We start from the raw sequence: 21367 nt of genomic DNA on the forward strand, positions 1-21367 counted from the left end.
TCGGCCAGGACGCCCCGAATGGTCAGGGGCGCGCGCGTGCCCCCGACACGCCGGCGTGATCCGGCAGTCGGGGGCACCGCGGCGTCAGGCGGGGAGGCTGAGGCCCGCCTCGTCGCGCACAACGCCGACCGTCTCGATCGCGAAACCGCCCGCGGTGGCCTCGTTGTACGACAGGACCGGGATGCCGTCGGCCTGAGCCGAGACGAGGCGGCGCACCGCCGGGCGCAGCGTCGGCGCGCAGACCAGGACCGGCTCGCCCACGGCCGGGTCGAGCTCGGCGACCGCCTGCTGCAGCGACCGGATCACCGCATCCAGCCGCGAGGGGTCGAGCACGATGTGCGTGCCGTCCTCGCCGTGCCGGAGGGCCTCGAGCATCGCCTGCTCGAGCAGCGGGTTGATCATGATCACGTGCAGCGTGCCCTCCTGCGCGAAGCGCGCGGAGATCGCGGGCCCCAGCGCCGCACGGGCGGCCTCGATGAGGCCCTCCGGATCGGTCGACGCCTTGGCACGCAGCGCCAGCGCCTCGTAGATGCGCGCGAGGTCGTTGATCGGCACCCGCTCGGCGAGCAGGCCCGTGAGCACCCTCTGGATCTCGGCGAGCGAGAGCAGCGCGGGGGAGAGCTCGTCGACGGCGGCGGGGCTGACCTGCTTGAGCGCGTCGGTGAGCTGACGGACGTCCTCGCGGCTGAGCAGCCGGGCGGCGTTGACCTGCACGATGTTCGACAGGTGCGTGACGATCACGCTGGCACGGTCGATGACCGTCGAGCCCGCGAGCTCGGCGCTGTGGCGCATGCCCTGCGGGATCCACTTGCCCTCCAGCCCGAAGACCGGATCCAGCACCGAGGGGCCGGGGAGCGCATCGAGGCCGCCGCCCAGGGCGAGCACCGACCCGGGCGGGGCGACGCCGCTGCCGGCCTCCACCCCCGAGATGCGGATCGAGTAGGTGGACGGCGACAGCTCGACGTTGTCGCGCGTGCGCACCGGCGGGACCACGAATCCGAGGTCCAGCGCGATCTTCCGCCGCAGCGCCTTCACGCGGGCGAGCAGGTCGTCCGGGCCGCCGGTGACGAGGTCGACCAGGTTCGGCGCCAGCATGATCTCGAGCGCATGCACGCGCATGCGCTCGATCAGGTCCTCGGGGCGATCCGACGGCGCGGGCACCGCGACGTCCGGCTGCTCGGCCTCTGCGCGGCGCTCGGTCGCCTTGATGCGCTGGGCCACCAGCAGCAGGGCCGCGCCGATCGCCACGAAGGGCACCATCGGCATGCCAGGGATCAGCGCCAGGCCGATCGCCGCGCAGCCCGTGATCGTCAGCGCCGTCCGCGACTGGGTCAGCTGCGACGAGGCCTCGTGGCCCATGTCGTGGTCGGCGTTCGAGCGGGTGACGATCATGCCGGTCGAGACGGCCATCAGCAGCGCGGGGATCTGGGTGACGAGCCCGTCGCCCATCGTCAGGATCGCGTAGGTGTTCAGGGCCTCGTCGATGGCCATGCCGTGCGAGATCATGCCGATCGCGATGCCGCCGACGATGTTGATGACGATGATGACGATGCCCGCGATCGCGTCGCCCTTGACGAACTTCGAGGCGCCGTCCATCGCGCCGTAGAAGTCGGCCTCGGCCGCCACCTCGGCGCGCCGGGCACGTGCCTCGGCGTCGGTGATGAGACCGGCGTTGAGGTCGGCGTCGATCGCCATCTGCTTGCCCGGCATGGCGTCGAGCGTGAAGCGCGCGCCCACCTCGGCCACGCGCTCGGCGCCCTTGGTGACCACCACGAACTGGATGACGACGAGGATGAGGAACACAACGGCGCCGATGATGACGGATCCGCCGACCGCGATCTGGCCGAACGCCTCGATCACCTGCCCCGCGTGCGCCTCGCCCAGGATGAGGCGGGTGGAGGCGACGTTCAGGCCCAGCCGGAACAGCGTCGCCACGAGCAGCAGCGACGGGAACACCGAGAAGTCGAGGGGCTTCTTCGCGAACATCGTGGTGAGCAGGATCACCAGCGCCAGCATGATGTTCAGGATGATCAGCAGGTCCAGCAGCCACGGCGGCACGGGCACCACCAGCAGCATGACGATGCCGACCACGCCGATCGGCACGGCCAGGTTCTTCAGCAGGGACTTCATGCGGTCCTCGTCTTCGGGGCGTCGGGGATGGTGTGCACGCCGCGGGCGGACCCGCGGCGCTTGAGAGCGTTGACGAACACGAGCACGCGCGCGACCGCCGTGTAGAGGTCGGCGGGGATCTCCTGGCCGAGCTCGCAGGCGGCATGCAGCGCGCGGGCGAGGGGGATGTCGCGCACCATGGGCACGCCCTCCTCGGTGGCCTTCTCGCGGATCCGGTCGGCCATGACGCCCGCGCCCTTGGCGACGACGCGCGGCGCGGAGCGGCCGGGTACGTAGGTGAGCGCCACGGCGACGTGCGTCGGGTTGACCATGACCACATCGGCCCCCGCCACGGCGGCGATCATGCGGTTGCGGCTCATCGCCAGCTGGCGGGCGCGGCGCTGCGAGCGGATCAGCGGGTCGCCCTCGCTGGACTTCGACTCGTCCTTCACCTCGCGCTTGGTCATCTTCGTGTGCTTCTGGTTGCGGCGCATCACGACGATCACGTCGACGATCGCGAGGGCCACACCGACCGCGACCGCCACCTGCAGCAGCGCCGCGGTCGCGCTCGCCGCCTCCGAGAGGAGGTAGCTGATCGGCTGCCCTCCGCTGGCCGAGAGCGCGGGCATCAGCCCGGCGATCACGATCCACAGGGCGCCGCCGATCGCGAGGGTCTTGAGCAGCGCCTTCGCGCCCTCCCACAGCGACTGCATCCCGAAGATGCGCCGCAGCCCGTTGACGATGTTGAACTGCTCGCCCTTGAACACGAGCGGGCGCAGGTGGATGCCGCCCTGCGCCGCCGCCGCCAGCAGCGTGGCGATCGCAACCGCGGCCAGCAGCGGGCCGAGCGTCGCGCCCATCGACTCGAGACCCGCCCCCAGCACCGCGACCGCGCGCAGGGGATCCGGCTCCTTCGCCATCGTCGAGACCGCGAGCAGCTGCTCGGTGCCCGCCGACGCGCCGGTCGCGATCGCGCTCGTCATCATGGCGCCGGCCGCCGCGATCCCGACCCAGGCCGTCAGATCCTGGCTGCGCGAGAGCCGCCCCTTGGAGCGCGCCTCGCGCATGCGCTTGTCGGTGGCCTGCTCGGTGCGTTCGCCGCTGTCGCTCATCGCACCCCCACCAGGAATCCGAAGGCGTCATCGGCGAGCCCGCCGACGATGCCGGGGAGCGTGGCGAACACGATCCCCGCGAGGCCCAGGGTGAGCAGGATCTTCAGCGGGAACCCGAGCGCGAACGCGTTCAGCGCGGGCGCCACGCGCGTGACGAGGCCGAGGCCCACGTCGGCGAGGAAGAGCACGAGGGCCAGCGGCCCGGCGATCTGGACCGACGCGAGCAGCAGCTCGCCGACCACGTCGGTGAGCAGCTCGATCGGGCCGGCGATGTCGAGCACCCCGTCGACCGGCACGGCCGTGAAGCTGCGGGCGAGGCCCGCGATGATCAGCTGATAGCCGTCCGAGGCGAACAGCAGCACCACCGCGGTCAGCTGGAACAGCCGGGTGAACTGCGCGCCGTTGACCATCGACTGGGGGTCGAACGCCTGCGCGAGCTGGAAGCCGCCGAAGACGTCGAGCAGGTTCCCGGCGGCCTGCACGGCGGCGAACACCGCCATCACCAGGAAGCCCAGCAGCGCGCCCGTCACGAGCTGCAGCACCAGCGCGCCCAGGAAGGGCGCCGTGTCGAGGCTCTGGTAGCCGGGGGCGACCGAGGTGCCGATCGCGAGCGCGAGGCCGATGCCGAGCATCGCCTTCACCCGCGCGGGGATCGCGCCGTGCGAGAACGGCGGCGCGATCATCAGGAACGCGGTGATGCGCACGGCGGCCATCATGGTCGCCTCGAGCCACGCGAAATCGACGGGGATGAACACGTCATCCGCCGAGGAGGTCGGGGATCCGGCCGAACATCTCGTTCGTGAAGGCGATGATCTCGGCGATCATCCAGTTGCCGCACACGAGCAGCGCGATGGCCACGGCGATGGCCTTCGGCACGAACGAGAGCGTGACCTCCTGCACCTGCGTGATCGACTGCAGCAGCGAGATCGCGAAGCCGACGACGAGCGCGGTGATCAGCAGGGGAGCGGCGAGCTTCGCGGCCACGATCAGCGCCTGCATGCCGATGTCGATGACCGCCTCGGGGGTCATCCCGTGCCCCCGTACGACTCGAGAAGCGATGTGATGATCAGCCCCCACCCGTCGACCAGGATGAACAGCAGGATCTTGAACGGCAGCGAGATCATCACCGGCGGCAGCATCATCATGCCCATCGCCATCAGCGCCGAGGCCACCACGAGGTCGATGATCAGGAACGGCACGAAGATGACGAAGCCGATGATGAACGCGGCGCGCAGCTCGGAGATCATGAACGCGGGGATCAGCGTGTACATCGGGACGCTGGCCGGGTCGTCGGGGTTCGGCTGATCCGCGGCCCGGGTGAGCAGCGCCAGATCCTCTTCGCGCGTGTACTGCAGCATCCATTCGCGCAGGGGCGCCTGGCCGAGGTCGAACGCCTGCTGGAAGGTGAGCCCGCCGTCCACATACGGCTGCACGGCGACCGTGTTGATGTCGGTCAGCACCGGCCACATGATGAACAGCGACAGGAACAGCGAGAGCCCCGCGAGCACCTGGTTCGGCGGGATCGAGGGCAGCGACAGGGCGTTGCGCGCCATCGCGAGCACCACGAAGATCTTCGTGAAAGACGACATCATCAGCAGCAGCGCGGGAGCCACCGACAGCAGCGTGATGCCGAGCAGGGTGAGGATCGACGTCGAGGGGGTGCCGTCGACGCCGTTGATGTCGATCGAGACGCCCTCGGTCGGCGCGGGCGTCGGCGCCACCGGGTCGGTCGGCGGCACGGGGGCCGCGTGCGCCATCGCGGGCGACAGGATCATCGACACCACCGTCACGAGCGCCGCCATCGCCACGACCACCATCGCCCGGATCGCCCACTCGGCGAGCTGAGCGCGGGGCACCCGCGGGCGCCGGAGGGCGAGCGGGAGCATGCGGCGGTGGAGGGACATCACGGTGCGGGGCGGATCAGCGACGCAGGCCGAGCGCCTGGGCGGTCTGCTGCCAGGTGGCGGGGGAGAGGATCGATCCGCGCAGCGGGTCGGCGGCGGGAGCGGCCGAGCGACGGTCGCGGCGCAGCGGCGCGGCCGTCGCCTCGGGGGCGGGCGCCGGCGGGGCCGGGGCGACGGGGTGTGCCGCGGGCTGGGCGGCGGCCTCCGCCAGGAGCTGCTCGAAGGAGGCGACGAGCTCGGACCCGGCGCGCTCATCCGGGGTCTGGGCGCGGGCGCGGTCGATGACCGAGACGCCGTTCTCGGTCACGCCGAGCACGTAGCGGGTGCCCTCGGCCTCGACGACCACGACCTGCGCCTTCGCGCCGATGCCCTGACGCGACAGCACCTGGATGCCCTCGCCCCGGCGTCGGCGGCTCGCCGCGCCCGTGCCCTTGGTGAGTCGGCGCTGCAGGTACCAGAGCACCCCGAGCACGGCGGCGAGGGAGACCGCGACGCGCAGGCCGAGCAGCAGATCGTCCAGCGTCAGACCTCGGCGTTCTCGAGGATGCGCGTGATGCGCACGGCGTAGTCCTGGTCGACCACAACGATCTCGCCGTGCGCGATCAGGCGACCGTTGAGCTTGATGTCGGCGGGCGCACCGGCCGAGCGGTCGAGCTCGACGACCGCGCCGGGCGCGAGGTCGAGCACGTCGCGCACGGCCATGCGGGTGCGGCCGATCTCGACGGTCAGGTCCATCTCGATCCCCGCGATGCGCTGCAGGCGGCGGGACGAGAGCGATCCGGTGCTGGAGGTGCGGGTGACGCGCACCGCGAGGCGGCCGATCGTGCGGCCCGTCTCGTCCTGCAGGTCGAAGATCTGCGCCTGCGGGTGCGAGAAGATGGCCGACGCATCGCCGACGCGCACCTCGCTGAGGACGCCGGGGCCGAGCGTGGCGGCGGCCGCGTCGACCGCCTCGTGCAGGCGGTCGACGAGCGACGCGTCCGGCACGCCGTCCGAGAGCGACGAGGGGTCGAGGATCAGGGCGGCGAGCTCGGCGCTCGCGTCGCCGACGTACGAGGCGATGACGGCGTCGCCGGTGTCGCCCGAGGCGTGCGAGGCCCGCGCGCTGATCTCGGCGGTCACGGGCATCCGCGATGCGAAGGCGGCCGCGACGGCGGACTCGTGGGCGGTGGGGGTCACCGGAGCTCCTCAGGATGGTCGGCGTGGGGGGAGGACGTGATCGACGTGATGACGCACGCGAGGCGCGCGCCGCTCGTGCCGACGGCGGCCGTCGCGACGGGCACATCGCCCGCGACGAGGTCGAGCGGGCGGTCGGCCGCGTGCGGCAGGTGCAGCACGTCGCCGACCGAGAGACCCAGCACGTCGGCCGGGTGCACGGGCATCGCGGCGAGGCGCACCGCGAGCTCGACGGGGGTGTCCTCGATCTGACGGCGGATCAGACCGGGCGCGTTCTGAACGGGGGCCTCGGGGCTCGCGCTGCTCAGGCGGTCGAGCACCGGACCCGCGGGCAGCATGATGCTCGCCGGCACCGAGCGCTCGGCGAGACGCAGCGAGAAGCGCGCGACGATCACGGGGTCGCCCGCCGAGGCCAGCTGCGCGAACTGCGGGCTGTACTGGATGCCCGACACGGCGAGCCCGCGGGGGAACAGCCCGCCGAGGGCGCTCGTCAGGTTCTCGAGGGCGTCGGCCATCAGGTGCCGGATCAGCGCCTGCTCGATCGGCGTCAGCGGACGCTCTTCGGCGGCGTCGACGGGGCGCCCTCCCACCATCTGGATGATCCAGGACAGGGCGGCGGTGAGGGGGAACTGCACGACGGTGCTCGGCTCGGCATCCGGAAGGGCGCACGCCACGAGCGTCGTGGTGTGGGGCAGCGAGTCGGCGTACTCGCCGTAGGTCATCAGCGAGACGTGCTCGAGCCCGACCTGCGCGCGCACGCGCGTCTTGTCGGTCAGCTGGGTCGCCCACTGTCGCGCGAACGTCTCGAACGCCATCTCCAGCGACCGGGCGTGCTCGCGCGCGAGCGTGGCGGGGCGACCGAAGTCATAGACCTCGATCCGGGGGCCCGCCTCGGGGGCCTGCGCACGCTCCTCGATCCTCACGAAGCCGACTATCGGGCGCCGGAGGGCGCGCGTAAGCGATCCGCCGATCCCGGATCGTGCGGCGTGTCTGCGATTCCCGTCAGGTGCGAGGACCCGCGCTCACCAGATCCGGGATCAGAGCGCGCACCTCCTCCGTGGCATCTGAGAGGACAACGATGTCGACGCGGCGGTTGCGGGCCAGGGCGGCGTCGTCGGTTCCCTCGGCGACGGGCCGCTCGGAACCGAACCCGACCGCCTGCACGTGGGCGCCGGACAGTCCGCCGCGCTCGACGAGGTGGCGCAGCACCTGGGTCGCGCGGCCCGAGGAGAGCTCCCAGTTCGTGGGGAAGGGGGCCGAGGACTGGCGGATGTCGGCGTGGCCCTCGATCGAGATCTCGTTCGGGACGGTCTTCAGATCCGGGCCCAGGGCATCCAGGACCGCGACGGCCTTGGGGCTGAGCTCGACCCGGTTGGTCGCGAAGAAGGTCTCGGCGCCGATCAGCCCCACGGTGAGCCCGCGGTCGTCGATGAGGAACTCGGCCGTGCCCGCCAGGCCCTGCGCGGTGAGCGCGTCCTCGAGGCGGTCGCGGAGCGCCTCGAGATTCGAGAGCTCGGCCTGGGCCGCGAGCACGTCGGCGTCGAGGTTCGCGGCGTGACCGGCATCCTCGGCGCGCAGCTCGGGAGGCAGCACGAGCCCCGACGTGTCGGTCTCCTCGCTCGGCTCCTGGCCGAAGCCGGTGGCGAGCGAGTCGCGCAGCGCCTCGAACTTCTGCTGGTCGACGCTCGACATCGCGAACAGCACGATGAACAGGCACATCAGCACCGTGACCATGTCGAGGTACGACGCCATCCAGCGCTCGTCCGGCCCGTCGTGCCCCTCGGAGGCGTGGCCGGGGGTGGCGCGTCGCGTCCCCCGCCGGGTGCTCATGCCGCCTCGACCAGCTGCGGGGCCGGGCGCTCGGTCTTCGCCTTGGGGGCGTCGGCCACCAGAGCCTGCAGGCGCTCGCCGACGTGGTGCGGCGGGGCGCCGGCCTGCACGGCCAGCATGCCCTCCATCACCAGGGTCATCCGCTCGAGTTCGAGCTCGCCGAGGCGCTGCAGGCGGTTGCCGATGGGCAGCCAGAGGAAGTTCGCCGACAGCAGGCCCCACAGGGTCGCGACGAACGCGCTGGCGATCATCGGGCCGAGGGTGTCGGGGTTGTCGAGCTGCTCGAGCACGTGGGTGAGCGAGACGACCGTGCCGATGATGCCGACGGTGGGGGCGTAGCCGCCGAGGGTCGAGAAGAACTTCGCGGCCGTGCGGTTGCGGGCGGCGGTCGAGGAGATCGCGTCCTCCAGCACGGTGCGCAGCTCGTCGGCGTCGGTGCCGTCGGCGATGCTCTGCAGCGACTGCTTGATGAACGGATCGGCGGCGTCGGGCACCAGCTGCTCGAGCGAGAGGAGGCCCTCGGTGCGCGCCTTCTCGGCGTAGACCACGACCTCGTCGATCATGGCGGCCGCGGTGCGGCGGTCGCCCTTGACGGCGCGGGGCAGCGCGCGGACGGCCGAGAGCGCGTCGCGGATGGTGGCGCTGGCGATGCCCACCGCGATGGTGCCGCCGAACACCAGCACCATGGGGCCGGGCAGGAACAGGGCGGCCAGGCTCGCGTGCTCGATCGTGATCGCGGCGTACAGCGATCCGAACGCCAGCAGCAGGCCCAGGAGGAACGCGATGTCCATCAGAGCCTCACACCCGATGCGGATGCCGCCTGCAGCACCCGTGCACGGAAGGCGACGATGCGGTCGACGACCTCGTCGAGGGTCTCCAGGACGATGAAGGTCGCCCCGTCCACCATCACGAGCGTGGTGTCGGGAGACGCGTGAATCCGCTCGATGATATCGGGGTTCACCGCGAACCGTGTCCGGTTCAGACGCGTGACGACGATCATGAGGCTCCATCCTGGAATGCCATGCAGACGGTCCGTCCTGGTCCGTCCCCTGGGACTGTCGGCCGCCCCTGCGCGGGGGTTAGGCGCGGGCCTCATTCGGCGTGTCCGTCCGTCCCCGCGCGGCGATCGTGGCGGGTGGCCCGTCGCCGCCTAGGTGACGCGGTAGGCGACGTAGCGGACGCGGCTCGCCTCGCGGATGTACGAGGCGACGTAGAGCGATCGCTCGAACTCGGGGCGCGCGGCGCACTCGAGCGTGATGGTGGCTCGGAAGTAGTAGTCCTCGGGTTCCACGGGCTCGCCGCGCAGCAGCGCCTCGAGGACAGCGGGGTCGCCGCTGCGCACCCCGCGAGCCTGCACGTACAGCAGCGTGCCGTCGTCGCCCACGGCGCTGTAGCGGCCGTCGATCTCGATGGATCCGTCGGCCCGGACGGTCTGCCAGTCGGCGCCGCCGGGGAGGAGGGTGCCCGCGAAGTCGCCGCTGATGCGACCGCCGATCACCGGGATGATGCGCCGGTGCCCGACGCGGGTCATGCCGTGGTCCTCGAGCGGGCCGAGGTCGGCGACGACCTCGAAGGACCGCTCCAGGGAGGGAACGGGCGGCTCGCGGCGATCCGTCATCGGACGCTGACCGTCTGCCAGATGACGTCCGCCACGCACAAGTCGGTTCCGGTTCCGGTTCCGGTCTCGCGGTAGAACACGTCCGTCGGGACTTTCTGGCCGGAGTTCCCGCCGGCGCCCGTTTCCTCGAGGTTGACTCGCCAACTGGCGTCGAGACCCGGTCGATCGACAGAGGACGCGGGATCGAACTGCTCGGGTTCTCCTGCGCCGAGGCCATCCCAGACCTGAGCGTCACCGAGGTCCGCAGCAGAGTCCTCGCAGACAAGCGAGTCCTGTTCCCCGGACGACGCCGCGGCGATGAGCTGCTCGGTGGTGTCGATCACGCGCGCACCGTCGGCGCCCCACAGCGCTCGCTCGACGGAGCATCCGGAGAGAGCGACGAGCGAACCGGATGCGAACGCCACTGCGAGCAGACGACGATGAGCCTTCACGCGATCACCGTATCGGCTGAGTGGACGGCCGGTGGGGACTGCACGGGTTGCGGTGCACCACCCATCAGCACGGGTACCCTTCAGCCGAGGCTCTCAGCATCACGACGACGACAATGGCGAGGCGCAACCTGTCCGGTGGCGAGGGGGTGACGGGCTCCCTGCCCCTCACCTGGAAGATCACCGTGACTCCGCACGGTCGGATGTGCGACTGACAAGCAGGCGTGAACGTCGGCTGCCGTCGTCGGCGACCGTCAACGGCCACTGCGTGAGGTGCTCGCTCGCCGCTCGCGGCCTGCTCATCGGGCGCCGGCGTCGTCGAGTGTCAACGAGCGGCTTCGTACCGGCAGCGAGACGTATGGCACCCCGCCATCACCCGACTTGGTCCGCTGTGCCGGTGACACGGATTCGGCCGTCTGCCGGGATGATGACGCGAAGCAGTGAGGCGTGCCCGGTCTCGCGTCCCTGTTCAATCGTGATCTCGGCGGGGAGCCGGACGTGTCCACCCGCTCGGAGATATGCGCCGAGCCCCGCAGCCGCTGATCCCGTTGCGGGGTCCTCGCGGATGCCGCCCCGTGGGAATGGATTTCGGCTTCTGAACCGCGTCTCGGACAGCCGTTGCACTACCGGAACCGTGCCGTCCCATCCAAGGCGGTCCTGAAGCGCGAGCAGGGTGTCCGGGTCGTGATCGAGGCGGTCGAGCACGCCTGGGGCGACCGGGACGATCGGATGGGGATTGCCGCCGCGCACGAATGAGGGCGGAAGCTGATCGTCCAGGTCGAGGCGGGTGAGGCGGAGCGCCGCCATCAGCTCTTCGAGAATCGGCTCGCTCAGGCCCGAGACAGTCGTGTCAACGGCGGTGAGGGTGGCGCTGTGCGGCGATGCCTCGACGGGCACTTCGCCGGCCTTCGTGTGGAATCGGATCACAGGGGACGCTCCCCGTCGAGCCAGTGCCACGCCCGACGCGATGGTGGCGTGCCCGCAGAAGTTGATCTCCGCCCTGGGCGTGAAGTAGCGAACACGGGCCGAGTCGTCGGTGATCTCGGTCAGGAACGCGGTCTCGCTGTATCCGAGTTCGGCGGCGATGGCCAGCATGTCCTCGTCTGTGAGGCTTTCGGCGTGGAGGACGACGCCTGCGGGATTACCCGAGCGGGGATCTGCGCCGGACGTGGTGAAGGCGCGGAAGCGGAGTATCTGGTGAGTGTCCGACGGCATCCTTTGAGGCTCCCACAGGTCATCCTCGGACTCCGATGGCCAATTCGTACTGCGTGGCCGCGCCCGGGGTCGCAGTAACACCGGGGGCGCCCCGCACGGGACAGGAGGACTCCCGTGGGTTCACGGAGAGTCCTCCTGTCCCGAACCGAGCGGGGGAGACAGTCACCTCCCGGATCAGCGCTTGAGGTTGGTGAGCTCCTGCAGCACCTCGTCGCTGGTGGTGATGATGCGGGCGTTCGCCTGGAAGCCGCGCTGCGCGACGATCAGGTTCGTGAACTCCTGCGAGAGGTCGACGTTCGACATCTCGAGCGCGCCGCTGATGAGCGATCCCATGCCGTCGACGCCGGCCTGGCCGACGGCCGGCTGACCCGAGTTGACCGTGGGCCGGTACTGCGAGGATCCGGTCTTCTCGAGGCCCGAGGGGTTGACGAACGTGGCGAGCGAGACCCGCGCCAGCACGTCGGTGGTGCCGTTGCTGAACGTGCCGATCAGACTGCCGTCCTCCGACAGCGCGTACGACTGCAGCGTGCCGGCCTGGCGGCCGTTCTGGCCGCTGACCGTGACGGTCGACAGCTCCGCGAAGCCCGTGAGCGCCGACAGGTCGACCGTGATCGGGCCCGCGGTGAGCGAGCCTCCCGCGGTGAGCGCGCCGTTCGTGAACGCGAGGCTGGTGGTGGCGCCGCCGCCGCTGGTGACGTCCCAGCCGGCGGTGGTGCGCGTGAAGGTCAGCGTCAGCGTGTCGGCGGTGCCCTCGTCGTCGTAGACCGTCACGTCGCGAGTGAGGACCTTGCCGGCCGCGGCGTCGGAGGGCAGGTTGCCGGTGACCTTCGCGGTGGTGGTGGCGGCGGCGGGCGAGACGGCGCCGACGGGCAGGGTGATGTTGCCGGTCGCCGAGCCGGCGGCGATCACGCCGTCCTGGGCGGTCCAGCCCTGCACGAACGCGCCGTCCGAGGAGACCATGCGGCCCTGGGCGTCGAACGAGAACGCGCCGTTGCGGGTGTACGCCGTCTCGGCGCCCGTCTTGACGACGAAGAAGCCGTCTCCCGCGATCATCAGGTGCGTGGGGACGCCGGTCGACTGCGCGGCGCCCTGGGCGAAGTTGGTCGAGATGGCGGCGACCTGCACGCCGAGGCCGACCTGGGCGGGGTTGGATCCGCCCTGCGTCTCCTGCGGGAGGGTCGAGTTGCGCACGAGCTGGGACAGGGTGTCCTGGAACTCGACGGAGGAGGCCTTGAAGGCGGTCGTGTTGACGTTGGCGATGTTGTTGCCGGTGACGTCGAGCATCGTCTGGTGCGAGCGCAGACCCGAGATGCCGGAGTACAGAGAGCGGAGCATGGCGTCTTCTTTCTGGGGGTGTTTCGGGGGATCAGGAGGTGGGGGCGACGATGCCCGACACCTTGTCGAGGGGGACGGCGACATCGCCGAACATGACCTGGGGCGTCGCGGAGGCGAACGACACGGACGTGACGATCCCGCTCTTGGCGACGTCGTCGGCGTCGAGGTAGGTCGCCTGCCGGCCGACGAGATCGGCCGCGGTCTGGCGCATCGTCAGGGCGAACGTCTCGTTCGCGGTCGTCGAGAGCGCGGTGAGCTGCTCCATGGTGGCCAGCTGCGTCGACTGGGTGATCATCTCGTTGGTGTTCATGGGTGAGCTCGGATCCTGGTTCTTCAGCTGCGTGACGAGCAGCTGCAGGAAGACGTCCGCGTCGAGCGACTGCTTGCGGTCGGCGGCGGACACCTCGCTGCGGGTGTACAGGCCGGTGGCGACGACGGGTTCGACGGGCATGGGGCTCCTTGGATCAGGCGAGCACGTCGAACGACGCGGGGGTGACGTGGGGGACATGCGGCTCGGGCACGGGCGCGGCAGGCGGCTGCTCGCGGGGTCCGGTCGGGAGCGACTGCTCGCGGCGCTGCGACTCGGCGGACCCCTGCTGGCCGGGGGCCTGCTGGCCACCCTGGCTGCCGTGCTGGGCGCTGCCCTGCTGGCTGAGGGTGTCGCCCGCGGCGAGGGAGAGCGAGGCATGCGGGGTCGCCGCCGCGAGGTCGCGGCGGAGGTCGTTCAGGATCAGCCGGATCGCGTCGCGCCCGGCATCGGAGGGCGCGACGAGCTCGACGCGGATGCCCTCGGCCGAGATGTGGGCGCGCACGGTGACGGGCCCGAGATCCTCGGGCGTGACCGTGAGAGTCAGCTCGTGCGTCCCCTGCGGTGCGCGGGCGAGAGACAGAAGGGGAGGGGCGAGCTGCGCGGGCAGCGGCGGCGCCGCGGGAGCCGGCGCGGATGCCGCGGGAGCCGGCGCGGAGGGCGCGGTCGGTGTGGCGGGCGCCGCGGCGGCGACCGGGGGCGTTGTGCCGTTCCCGTTCGCCTGCGGCAGGGGCTCCGGCTCCGCGCTCGCGGCGCCCCCTCGCAGGGTCAGCCCGGCGAGCGCCGGGACATTCTGCAGGGGCGTCGCCGTCGCGCCGACGGGCGCCGGGGCGGCGGTCGAGGGACGCGTGTCTCGCGTTCCGGCAGCATCCGCGAGCCCCGACGGCACCGCGGGCATGCCGGTGATCGTGGGCAGCGCGGTGCGCGGTGCGCCCGTAGGGGCCTCGGCGCCGCTCTCGTCCGGTGTCGTCGAGGGGCGCGACGCGGTCGTCGCGGCGGCCGGGTCGACGGCCTTGGGGACGGAACGCCCGGCCACCACGGAGAGCGGGGCCGCCCCCGCGGTACCCGGGGCGGCTGCGGCAGCTGCGGCGGCCCCACCCTGCGGGAGCACCGTGGAGAGCGCCGGCGGGACGACCGCGCCCGCAGCGGCAGGAGAGGGAGCGGCCACGGCGTCGGGGGCGTCGGGCGCCGCCGGGCTTGCCTCGGCGGGCGCGGGCGCGGCGTCGCTCGGCCCGGTGGCCGCGGGACGAGAGGCGAACACCGGGATGGCCACGGGGGCGGCGTTCTCGCCGCCCGCGGGGATCACGGCGCCCCAGGCGGCAGAGCCCGCCGTGTCGCCCTGGTCGGCCTGCGGGGCATCGGTGTCCTCGCCGGCGTCGGATCCGTCCACCGGTGCCGAGGCCGCGGGCGCGCGCCCGGCCACCGCCGTCGGCCCGCCCTCGAGCCCGGCGAGCACCGCCGCGAAGCCCGGGGCGTCGGTGCTCTCGGAGGTCGCCGCCGCCGTCGCGGGCGCGGGGGCGGTCGCGGTGAGAAGCGTCACAAGACTCATCCGAGGATCCCGCCGGTCGTCTGCTGGGCGAACATCGTCTGCATCAGGGCCAGAAGCTGCGTGGCGTCGGCGGACGGCACCGCGGCGGGGGCGGACACCGCGGCCGGGGCCGCGACGGCCGCCGGGGCGGCGTCGGCGGGCACGATGCGGCGGATGGTCGAGATGTCGCCGGGGGCCAGGTAGTTGTTCACCAGCTGCACGTCCTTGCCGGGGCGCGGGGCGTGGATGATCTTGCCGTCGCCGGCGTAGATGACGATGTGCCCCTCGCCCTGCGTGATGAGCAGGTCCCCGGGCTTGGCCTCGGCGAGCGAGGGCACCTCGGTGCCGACGTCCGCCTGGTCCTGCACCACTCGCGGCACGTCGACCCCGAGGTCGGCCATCACACGCTGCACGAGCCCCGAGCAGTCCATGCCGCTGGCGTCCTCGCCGCCGAACACGTACGGCACTCCGAGGTACTTCTTGGCCTGCTCGACCACGTCGGATCCGGTGACGGATCCGGTCGCGACGCCCGAGAGGACATCGCGGAACGTCGCCGCGCTGGTCGGGTTCGTCGCCGCGCTCGTCGTGGGCGCCGTCCCGGTCACTCCGGCGGTCGCGGCGGTGGCGGATGCCGCGGCCGTGGCGGCGGTGTCGGGGATCAGCGGCTGGCGCAGATCCTGGATCATCGTCTGGATGGCGCCGATCCGGTCGGCAGCGGTGGCCAGGGTCACGCCGCCCCCTCCCTCGAACCCGACGCCATCCAGCGGTTCGTGGCGATCTCGTCGATCGCGGTCTGCTCGACCCGCAGCGCCTCGAAGCGCTCGCGGTCGGTGAAGGCCTCCTCGAGCTTCTCGAGACCGCGCGCGGCGCGCTTCGCCTCGGAGTGCGCGAGACGGGCGGCCTCCAGCTCCTCGCGGTGCGTGCCGTTCAGCAGCGACAGGTCCGAGATGCGGGCCCGCGCGGAGGCGCGTGCCGAGGCGATCGCCGCCAGCGTCCGCACGTCCACCGCGGTCTCGCCGGTGTCGGACAGCGCGGCGCGGGCGCGGCGCTCCCGGGCCTCGGCCTGGTCGGACGCGATCCGCGCGCGGGAGAGGCGCTCGGCGGCGGCGCGCTCCTGCACGCCGCGCAGCCGCAGGAGCCCTGCGAGAGAGAAACCGCTCATGAGATGTCTCCGAACGTGGTCACGAGCTGTTCGAGGCGCCGCCATGCGTCGGGGGCGTGGCAGGTCTCGTCCAGCGACTGGGTGAGGAACTCGGCGATGCGCCGCTCGTGCGCGACAGCGGCGTCGACGCGCTTGTTGGCACCGGGCTGGTAGGCCCCGATGTCGATGAGGTCGCGCGCCTCGCGGCGGGCCGCGAGCACGGTGCGCAGCGTTGTGGCGAGGCGGCGCTGCTCGGCCGTGGTGATCTTCCCCGCGACGCGGGACACGGATCCGAGCACGTCGATCGCCGGGTGATGCCCGGTCAGCGCCAGCGCGCGGTCGAGCACGATGTGGCCGTCGAGGATCGACCGGGCCGCATCGGCGATGGGCTCGTTGTGGTCGTCGCCGTCGACGAGCACCGTGTAGAGACCGGTGACCGAGCCGGTGGCTCCGGTGCCTGCGCGCTCGAGGAGGCGCGCCAGCACCGAGAAGGTTGAGGGCGGATATCCGCGGGTGGCGGGCGGTTCGCCGGCCGAGAGCCCGATCTCGCGCTGCGCCATCGCGACGCGCGTGAGGGAGTCCATCATCAGGATCGCGTGCGCGCCCTCGTCGCGGAACGACTCGGCGATCCGGGTGGCGGTGAACGCCGCCCGCAGACGCGCCATCGCTGGCTGGTCGGAGGTCGAGACCACCACGACCGAGCGCGCGAGACCCTCGGGCCCGAGGTCGTCCTCGAGGAACTCGCGCACCTCGCGGCCGCGCTCGCCGACGAGTGCGATGACGCTGACCTCGGCCTCGGTGCCGCGCGCGATCATCGACAGCAGCGACGACTTGCCGACGCCGGATCCGGCGAACAGGCCGAGGCGCTGGCCGCGGCCCACGGTGTTGAGCGCATCGATCGCGCGCACGCCGAGCGAGAGCGGCACGTCGATGCGCGCGCGGTCCATCGCAGAGGGCGGCTCGTTGTCGAGCACCACGCGGGGCGCCTCGAGCGGCCCCCGGCCATCGATCGGGCGGCCGAGACCATCGAGGACGCGGCCGAGCAGCGCCGGGCCGACCGGCACACGCAGCGGGCCGCCGGAGGCGCGGACCGGCGCACCGGCGGTGAGGCCGGAGACCGCCCCGAGCGGCATGACCCGGAGACCCTGCGGGCCGGTGGCGACGACCTCGGCCGCGACACCGGGGCGCTCGCCGAGCGAGAGCAGGTCGCCCACCGCGGCGCGCAGCCCGCGCACCTCGGCCCCGAGGCCCAGCACCTCGGACACCGTGCCGGTGCGCTCCGGGCGGGCGGCCTCGAGCACGGCGCCCCAGCTCACGAGGCGTCCTCCAGGGCGGCGCGGGCGCGGTCGAAGGCGGCGCGGATCCGGGCGTCGACGGATCCGTCCGCCACGATCGCGATGGCGTCGCCGGGGGAGAGGGCGGCGTCGGCGACGAGCACCACGCCCTCGGGCGCCGCTCCTGCCTCGTGCAGCAGCGCGAGGTCGGCGGGGTGCAGCCGCACCTCCCGCGGCTCGGCGTCGTCGACCCCGGCGAGGGCGCGTTCCAGCGCGGCCCGCGCCGACACCTCGGGGTGCGTGGACAGCTCGCGGCCGAGCACCGCCTCGGCCAGCTCGAGGGCGAGGCGCTCCAGCTCCCGCCGACCGGCCGCCGCCAGCGCGCGCTCGCGCTCGGCCAGCGACAGGGCCGCCTCCTCGACGGCGACGAGTGCATGCGTGATGCGCCGCTCGGCGGCGATGCGCTGGGCCTCGGCCGCGAGCTCCGCCTCCTCGCGCAGCAGCGCGGCGGTCTCCGCGGCGATCCGCATGCCCTCGGCGTGGCCCGCGGCGTACCCGCGCACGCGGGCGGCCTCGGACTCGCGTTCGAGCTCGGCGGAGCGCCCCGCGCGGCCGGGGATGCGCGGGAACACGGCCTCGCGGAAGCGCGATCCGGCCTTCGCCGCCTCCTCAGTAGACAATCTCGTCCTCATCCGTGCGGTGGACGGTGATGTCGCCGGCGCCCGCCAGCGAGCGGATCGTGCGCACGATCTCGGCGCGCGCCTCCTCGACCTGCGACATGCGCACGGGGCCCATCACGCGGATCTCGTCGTCGAGCACCTCGCGGTTGCGCTCCGAGACGTTCTTGCGGATGACGTCGGCGATGCCCTGGTTCGCGCCCTTGAGCGCCAGAGCGAGGGTGCGGATGTCGACGCCGCGCAGCACGCGCTGGGCGTCACGGTCCTCGAGCTTGACGATGTCGGCGAAGGTGACCATGCGCGAGCGGATGTCCTCGGCCAGGGCGACATCGCGATCCTCGAGGCTGGCGAGCAGCGCCTTCTCGATCGTGGCGTCGGAGCGGTTGATGATCTCGACGAGCGGCTGCACACCGCCCACCGCCTCGGCGGCCTCGCGTGTGGCGAACACCCCGGTGCGCGAGCGCAGCGTCTCGGCGACGACGGCGATGGCCTCCTGCGTCGCGGTGCCCATCGTGGCGATCGACTGCGCCACGTCGGTGCGCAGCGGATCGGGGAAGGTCGCCAGCACCTCGGCGGCGTGGCCCGTGCGCAGGTGGGCGAGCACCAGCGCGATGGTCTGCGGCAGCTCGCCGTCCAGCAGCGTCGCGAGCTGAGCGGGGTCGGCCACGTTCAGGAAGTCGAGGGACGTCCCCGCCATCGACGAGGTCACGCGGGTGAGCACGCCCGCCGCTCGCTCGGCGCCGAACGAGGCCTCCAGGAGCCCTGCCGCGACGTCACGACCGCCGCGTCCGGGCGAGATGCGTCCCTGCACGATGCGGTGGAAGTCGCGCAGCGCGCGCGCCGTCGTGGCGGTGTCGAGGCGCCGCATGCGGATGATCTCCGCCGCCAGCTCCTCGGCCTCCGGCTCGGACAGGTGCTTCATGACCTCGACCGCGCGGGTGCGGTCGAGGTTCATGAGCACGACGGCCGCGGTCTGCGGGCCGGTCAGCGCGGCGCTCACGCGTCGACCCGGTCCATCATCAGGGTGCGCAGCACCTCGGCGGTCTTCTGCGGGTCGCGGCGCGCGAGCGATTCGAGCTCGACGCGCTGGCGCTCCAGCGAGACCTGATCCGGCTCGTCCGGCTCGTCATCCGGGTCGATCGCCAGCACCTCGGTCGGCAGCGACTCGATCGCCGGAGCGGCCGCCGCGGGCAGCGGCTCGGCCGCGAGAGCGTCGAGCAGCAGCGTCTCGCTCGTGAGCTCGAGCGGGGCCGGCAGGGGGTCGGAGGACGAGCGACGGCGGGTGCGGATGCCGAGGATGACCGCCGCGATGAGCAGCGGCAGGGCGATGGCGGCCGCGACGAGCGAGGTGCGCAGGAGCTCCTCCATGCGCTCGGCCTCCTCGGCCTCCTTCGCATCGAGCAGCGCCTGCTGGGCGGCGTCGGCGTCGATCGTGCTGAACGGCATGACCTCGACCGTCACGGCGTCGCCGCGGGCGGTGTCCAGGCCCGCGGCCGTGGCCACGAGCCCCTCGATCGAGGTGACGTCCATGCCCTTCACCGCGGCGGCGTCCACCGCGACCGACACCGTCTGGCGCGTGACGGCGCCGGCCGGCGTGGTGGTGGTCTCGGTCTCCTTGTTGACGACGTTGTTGCGGGTCGACTCGGTCGACGTGTAGTTGCCGCCGGCCTCGCCGTCGGGAACCGCGATGTTGTCGGGGCCCAGCACGCCGGTGCCGCCGGCGCCGCCGGTGTAGCTCTCGCTGCGGGTCTGCTCGTCGGAGGAGATCTCGCCCTCGGGGGCCGTGTAGGTCTCGGACGTGCGCTCGCTGGTCTCGTTCGACATCTCGGCGGCCACCGTGACGGTCGCGTTCCCGGCGCCGACGACGCGGTCGAGCATCTCCTGGATGCCGCTGGCGACGTGCGCCTCGTACTCGGTGGCCTGCTGGTCGGCGCTGCCGCGGGTGCCGACGCCGACGGCCGACAGCGTGTGGCCGGCCTGGTCGATGACGGCCACGTCCTCGGGCTTCATGCCGCTGATCGCGGCCGAGGTGAGATGCACGATCGCCTCGACCTGCTTCGGGGCGATCGACGTGTTGCCGCGCGTCTCGACGAAGACCGACGCGGTGGGATCCGCGGTCTCGGCGACGAACACGCTCTCCTCGGGGATCGCCAGCTGCACCGAGGCCGCGCTGACGCCCTCGAGCGACGAGATGGTGCGGGCGAGCTCGCCCTCGATGGCCCGCTTGTAGGTCACCGACTGCTGGAACTCGCTCGTGGTGACGCCCATGTCGTCGAGCAGCGTGTAGCCGTCGGAGACGCCGCTCGGCAGCCCCGCCGCCGCGGCGGTCAGGCGCTGGTCGTAGACCTCCTGCTGGGGCACCATGACCGTCGCCCCGCCGTCGGCGAGCTCGTACGCCACACCGGACGAGCGCAGCTGCTCGACGATCGCATTCGCATCGGACGGGGTGAGCCCCGTGAACAGCGGCGCCAGCTGCGGCCGCGTGATCCAGCTGCCGAGCGCCACCGCGCCGAGCGCGAGCACCGCGACGCCGATGAGCGCGATCGTGCGCTGCGCGAGCGTGAAGCTCCCGATGGCCTTCCCGAGCCGCTGGAAGACGTTCTGCATCGCCTGAGGCATCAGGCCTGCATCCTCATGATCTCGGTGAACGCGTCGACGCCCTTGTTGCGGACGGCCGCGACGAGCTCCATCGTCACCGAGGCGCGCGTCGACGCGATCATCGCGGCGTGGATGTCGGTGAGGTCACCGGTGACCGCGGCGACGGCGAGCTCGTTCGAGGTCGACTGCAGGCGCTGCAGCTCGTCGACGGCGCCGGTGAGGGCGTTCGAGAAGCCGCCGTCGTCGGTCTTCGCGACGGCGGGGGTCTGCAGCGGCGGGGTCACCGCGGCGGCCCCGGAGATGGCGTCGAGCGAGGGGATGGGCATCAGCTGCGTCCGATCTGGAGGGCGGCCTCGTAGGTGGTCTTCGCGCGATCGACGACGGCGGCGCTGGCCTCGTAGCCGCGCTGGGCGAGGATCAGCTGGCTCATCTGGTCGCCGAGGTCGATGTCGGGCATGCGGATGTATCCGTCCGCGTCCGCGAGGGGGTGGTCCGGCTGGTGCACCAGGCGCCCTGTGCCGTCGCCGAGCTCGATGCCCGCGACGTAGACGCCGGGGGAGTCGTCGCCGTTCTCGACGCGCACGTAGCGCTCCTGGAAGGCCGTGCCGGAGGTCGGGGCCGCGGTGTTGATGTTGGCGATGTTGTCGCTGAGCGCATCGAGCCACTTGCGGTGCACGGTCAGGCCGGTGCCGGCGATGCCGATCGCGTCGAAGGTCACGAGTTCGTCCTCAGGGCCGTGCGGACGGAGCCGAAGGAGCCGCCGATCGCCTGCGTCGCGAACTGGTACCGCAGCACGGTGTCGATGTTCGAGAGCGTCTCGGTGTCGAGGTTGACGTTGCTGCCGTCCACCCGCGTCGGCTCGAGCGACTTCTGGCTGGTGGGGGCCGTGCGGCCGGATCCCTCCGCGACCGACTGCGCGAGCGCCTCCTCGAACTGCACGCGCGTGGCGCGGAAACCGGGGGTGTTGACGTTCGCGATGTTGTCGGCGATCGCGCGCTGTCGCTGCGAGAGGCCGTCGAGCGCGCTCGTGAGGGCGCTGATGGTGACTGAATCGAACACGAGAGTCGGCTTCCGAAGGAGCGATTCGGCCGATCCGTGGCCTTGGGGGCGAGCTA

General features: G+C 72.3%; 26 protein-coding genes. All 26 read right to left on the reverse strand.

Going from position 1 to position 21367, the window contains the following annotated elements; all coding sequences use genetic code 11:
• Nucleotides 1–84: 84 nt before the first annotated feature.
• A complete protein-coding gene (locus ACOKGD_RS04905; RefSeq protein ID WP_342335425.1) occupies nucleotides 85–2130 on the reverse strand; it encodes a flagellar biosynthesis protein FlhA in 2046 nt (681 codons plus the stop codon).
• Nucleotides 2127–3221 carry an EscU/YscU/HrcU family type III secretion system export apparatus switch protein gene (locus ACOKGD_RS04910; RefSeq protein ID WP_342335424.1) on the reverse strand — a complete coding sequence of 365 codons (1095 nt, stop codon included), beginning with the start codon at nucleotides 3219–3221 and terminating at the stop codon, nucleotides 2127–2129. Before ACOKGD_RS04910 ends, ACOKGD_RS04905 begins: the two co-directional genes overlap by 4 nt.
• Entirely contained in the window at nucleotides 3218–3976 is a 759-nt protein-coding gene (locus ACOKGD_RS04915) for a flagellar biosynthetic protein FliR (RefSeq protein ID WP_342335423.1), read from the reverse strand. The genes ACOKGD_RS04910 and ACOKGD_RS04915 overlap by 4 nt, the downstream gene beginning before the upstream one ends.
• Before the next feature lies 1 nt (nucleotide 3977).
• Nucleotides 3978–4250, reverse strand: coding sequence for a flagellar biosynthesis protein FliQ (gene fliQ / locus ACOKGD_RS04920; protein ID WP_342335422.1), 273 nt, complete (start codon nucleotides 4248–4250; stop codon nucleotides 3978–3980).
• A complete protein-coding gene (gene fliP, locus ACOKGD_RS04925) occupies nucleotides 4247–5023 on the reverse strand; it encodes a flagellar type III secretion system pore protein FliP (RefSeq protein WP_342335550.1) in 777 nt (258 codons plus the stop codon). The genes fliQ and fliP overlap by 4 nt, the downstream gene beginning before the upstream one ends.
• Before the next feature lie 118 nt (nucleotides 5024–5141).
• Complete coding sequence (locus tag ACOKGD_RS04930; protein ID WP_342335421.1) at nucleotides 5142–5597, reverse strand: flagellar biosynthetic protein FliO; 456 nt, start codon at nucleotides 5595–5597, stop codon at nucleotides 5142–5144.
• Between the two features lie 50 nt (nucleotides 5598–5647).
• On the reverse strand, nucleotides 5648–6304 hold the full coding sequence (gene fliN / locus ACOKGD_RS04935; RefSeq protein WP_342335419.1) for a flagellar motor switch protein FliN: 657 nt from the start codon (nucleotides 6302–6304) through the stop codon (nucleotides 5648–5650).
• The gene (locus tag ACOKGD_RS04940; RefSeq protein ID WP_342335418.1) at nucleotides 6301–7224 is read right to left on the reverse strand and encodes a flagellar motor switch protein FliM; all 924 of its coding nucleotides are present in this window, start codon (nucleotides 7222–7224) and stop codon (nucleotides 6301–6303) included. Before ACOKGD_RS04940 ends, fliN begins: the two co-directional genes overlap by 4 nt.
• A gap of 79 nt (nucleotides 7225–7303) precedes the next feature.
• A complete protein-coding gene (locus tag ACOKGD_RS04945; RefSeq protein ID WP_342335417.1) occupies nucleotides 7304–8131 on the reverse strand; it encodes an OmpA/MotB family protein in 828 nt (275 codons plus the stop codon).
• Nucleotides 8128–8922 (reverse strand): motility protein A, encoded by a 795-nt coding sequence (locus ACOKGD_RS04950; RefSeq protein ID WP_342335416.1) that lies wholly within the window; start codon nucleotides 8920–8922, stop codon nucleotides 8128–8130. The genes ACOKGD_RS04945 and ACOKGD_RS04950 overlap by 4 nt, the downstream gene beginning before the upstream one ends.
• Complete coding sequence (locus ACOKGD_RS04955) at nucleotides 8922–9131, reverse strand: flagellar FlbD family protein (RefSeq protein ID WP_342335415.1); 210 nt, start codon at nucleotides 9129–9131, stop codon at nucleotides 8922–8924. The genes ACOKGD_RS04950 and ACOKGD_RS04955 overlap by 1 nt, the downstream gene beginning before the upstream one ends.
• Before the next feature lie 150 nt (nucleotides 9132–9281).
• On the reverse strand, nucleotides 9282–9749 hold the full coding sequence (locus ACOKGD_RS04960; protein WP_342335413.1) for a DUF3237 family protein: 468 nt from the start codon (nucleotides 9747–9749) through the stop codon (nucleotides 9282–9284).
• A complete protein-coding gene (locus ACOKGD_RS04965) occupies nucleotides 9746–10072 on the reverse strand; it encodes a hypothetical protein (protein WP_342335411.1) in 327 nt (108 codons plus the stop codon). The genes ACOKGD_RS04960 and ACOKGD_RS04965 overlap by 4 nt, the downstream gene beginning before the upstream one ends.
• A 477-nt stretch (nucleotides 10073–10549) precedes the next feature.
• The gene (locus ACOKGD_RS04970; protein WP_342335410.1) at nucleotides 10550–11392 is read right to left on the reverse strand and encodes a PhzF family phenazine biosynthesis protein; all 843 of its coding nucleotides are present in this window, start codon (nucleotides 11390–11392) and stop codon (nucleotides 10550–10552) included.
• 174 nt (nucleotides 11393–11566) lie between these two features.
• Complete coding sequence (locus ACOKGD_RS04975) at nucleotides 11567–12727, reverse strand: flagellar hook protein FlgE (protein ID WP_342335409.1); 1161 nt, start codon at nucleotides 12725–12727, stop codon at nucleotides 11567–11569.
• Nucleotides 12728–12758: 31 nt separating this feature from the next.
• The gene (locus ACOKGD_RS04980) at nucleotides 12759–13178 is read right to left on the reverse strand and encodes a flagellar hook capping FlgD N-terminal domain-containing protein (protein WP_342335408.1); all 420 of its coding nucleotides are present in this window, start codon (nucleotides 13176–13178) and stop codon (nucleotides 12759–12761) included.
• Nucleotides 13179–13191: 13 nt separating this feature from the next.
• Nucleotides 13192–14583: a flagellar hook-length control protein FliK gene (locus tag ACOKGD_RS04985; RefSeq protein ID WP_421355092.1), complete on the reverse strand. Its 1392-nt coding sequence runs from the start codon at nucleotides 14581–14583 to the stop codon at nucleotides 13192–13194.
• Nucleotides 14580–15293 carry a C40 family peptidase gene (locus ACOKGD_RS04990; protein WP_342335405.1) on the reverse strand — a complete coding sequence of 238 codons (714 nt, stop codon included), beginning with the start codon at nucleotides 15291–15293 and terminating at the stop codon, nucleotides 14580–14582. The genes ACOKGD_RS04985 and ACOKGD_RS04990 overlap by 4 nt, the downstream gene beginning before the upstream one ends.
• On the reverse strand, nucleotides 15290–15724 hold the full coding sequence (locus tag ACOKGD_RS04995; RefSeq protein WP_342335403.1) for a hypothetical protein: 435 nt from the start codon (nucleotides 15722–15724) through the stop codon (nucleotides 15290–15292). Before ACOKGD_RS04995 ends, ACOKGD_RS04990 begins: the two co-directional genes overlap by 4 nt.
• Entirely contained in the window at nucleotides 15721–17019 is a 1299-nt protein-coding gene (locus ACOKGD_RS05000; RefSeq protein WP_342335401.1) for a FliI/YscN family ATPase, read from the reverse strand. Before ACOKGD_RS05000 ends, ACOKGD_RS04995 begins: the two co-directional genes overlap by 4 nt.
• Nucleotides 17016–17657, reverse strand: a complete 642-nt coding sequence (locus ACOKGD_RS05005; RefSeq protein ID WP_342335400.1) for a FliH/SctL family protein — start codon at nucleotides 17655–17657, stop codon at nucleotides 17016–17018. The genes ACOKGD_RS05000 and ACOKGD_RS05005 overlap by 4 nt, the downstream gene beginning before the upstream one ends.
• Complete coding sequence (gene fliG / locus ACOKGD_RS05010) at nucleotides 17647–18654, reverse strand: flagellar motor switch protein FliG (RefSeq protein WP_342335398.1); 1008 nt, start codon at nucleotides 18652–18654, stop codon at nucleotides 17647–17649. Before fliG ends, ACOKGD_RS05005 begins: the two co-directional genes overlap by 11 nt.
• The gene (gene fliF / locus ACOKGD_RS05015) at nucleotides 18651–20273 is read right to left on the reverse strand and encodes a flagellar basal-body MS-ring/collar protein FliF (protein ID WP_342335396.1); all 1623 of its coding nucleotides are present in this window, start codon (nucleotides 20271–20273) and stop codon (nucleotides 18651–18653) included. Before fliF ends, fliG begins: the two co-directional genes overlap by 4 nt.
• Nucleotides 20273–20578 (reverse strand): flagellar hook-basal body complex protein FliE, encoded by a 306-nt coding sequence (gene fliE / locus ACOKGD_RS05020; RefSeq protein WP_342335395.1) that lies wholly within the window; start codon nucleotides 20576–20578, stop codon nucleotides 20273–20275. Before fliE ends, fliF begins: the two co-directional genes overlap by 1 nt.
• Nucleotides 20578–20970: a flagellar basal body rod protein FlgC gene (locus tag ACOKGD_RS05025; RefSeq protein WP_342335393.1), complete on the reverse strand. Its 393-nt coding sequence runs from the start codon at nucleotides 20968–20970 to the stop codon at nucleotides 20578–20580. Before ACOKGD_RS05025 ends, fliE begins: the two co-directional genes overlap by 1 nt.
• Entirely contained in the window at nucleotides 20967–21311 is a 345-nt protein-coding gene (locus ACOKGD_RS05030) for a flagellar basal body rod protein FlgB (protein ID WP_342335391.1), read from the reverse strand. The genes ACOKGD_RS05025 and ACOKGD_RS05030 overlap by 4 nt, the downstream gene beginning before the upstream one ends.
• Nucleotides 21312–21367 lie beyond the last annotated feature (56 nt).

Source organism: Microbacterium phosphatis, from assembly GCF_049177115.1.
Lineage (GTDB): Bacteria > Actinomycetota > Actinomycetes > Actinomycetales > Microbacteriaceae > Microbacterium > Microbacterium phosphatis.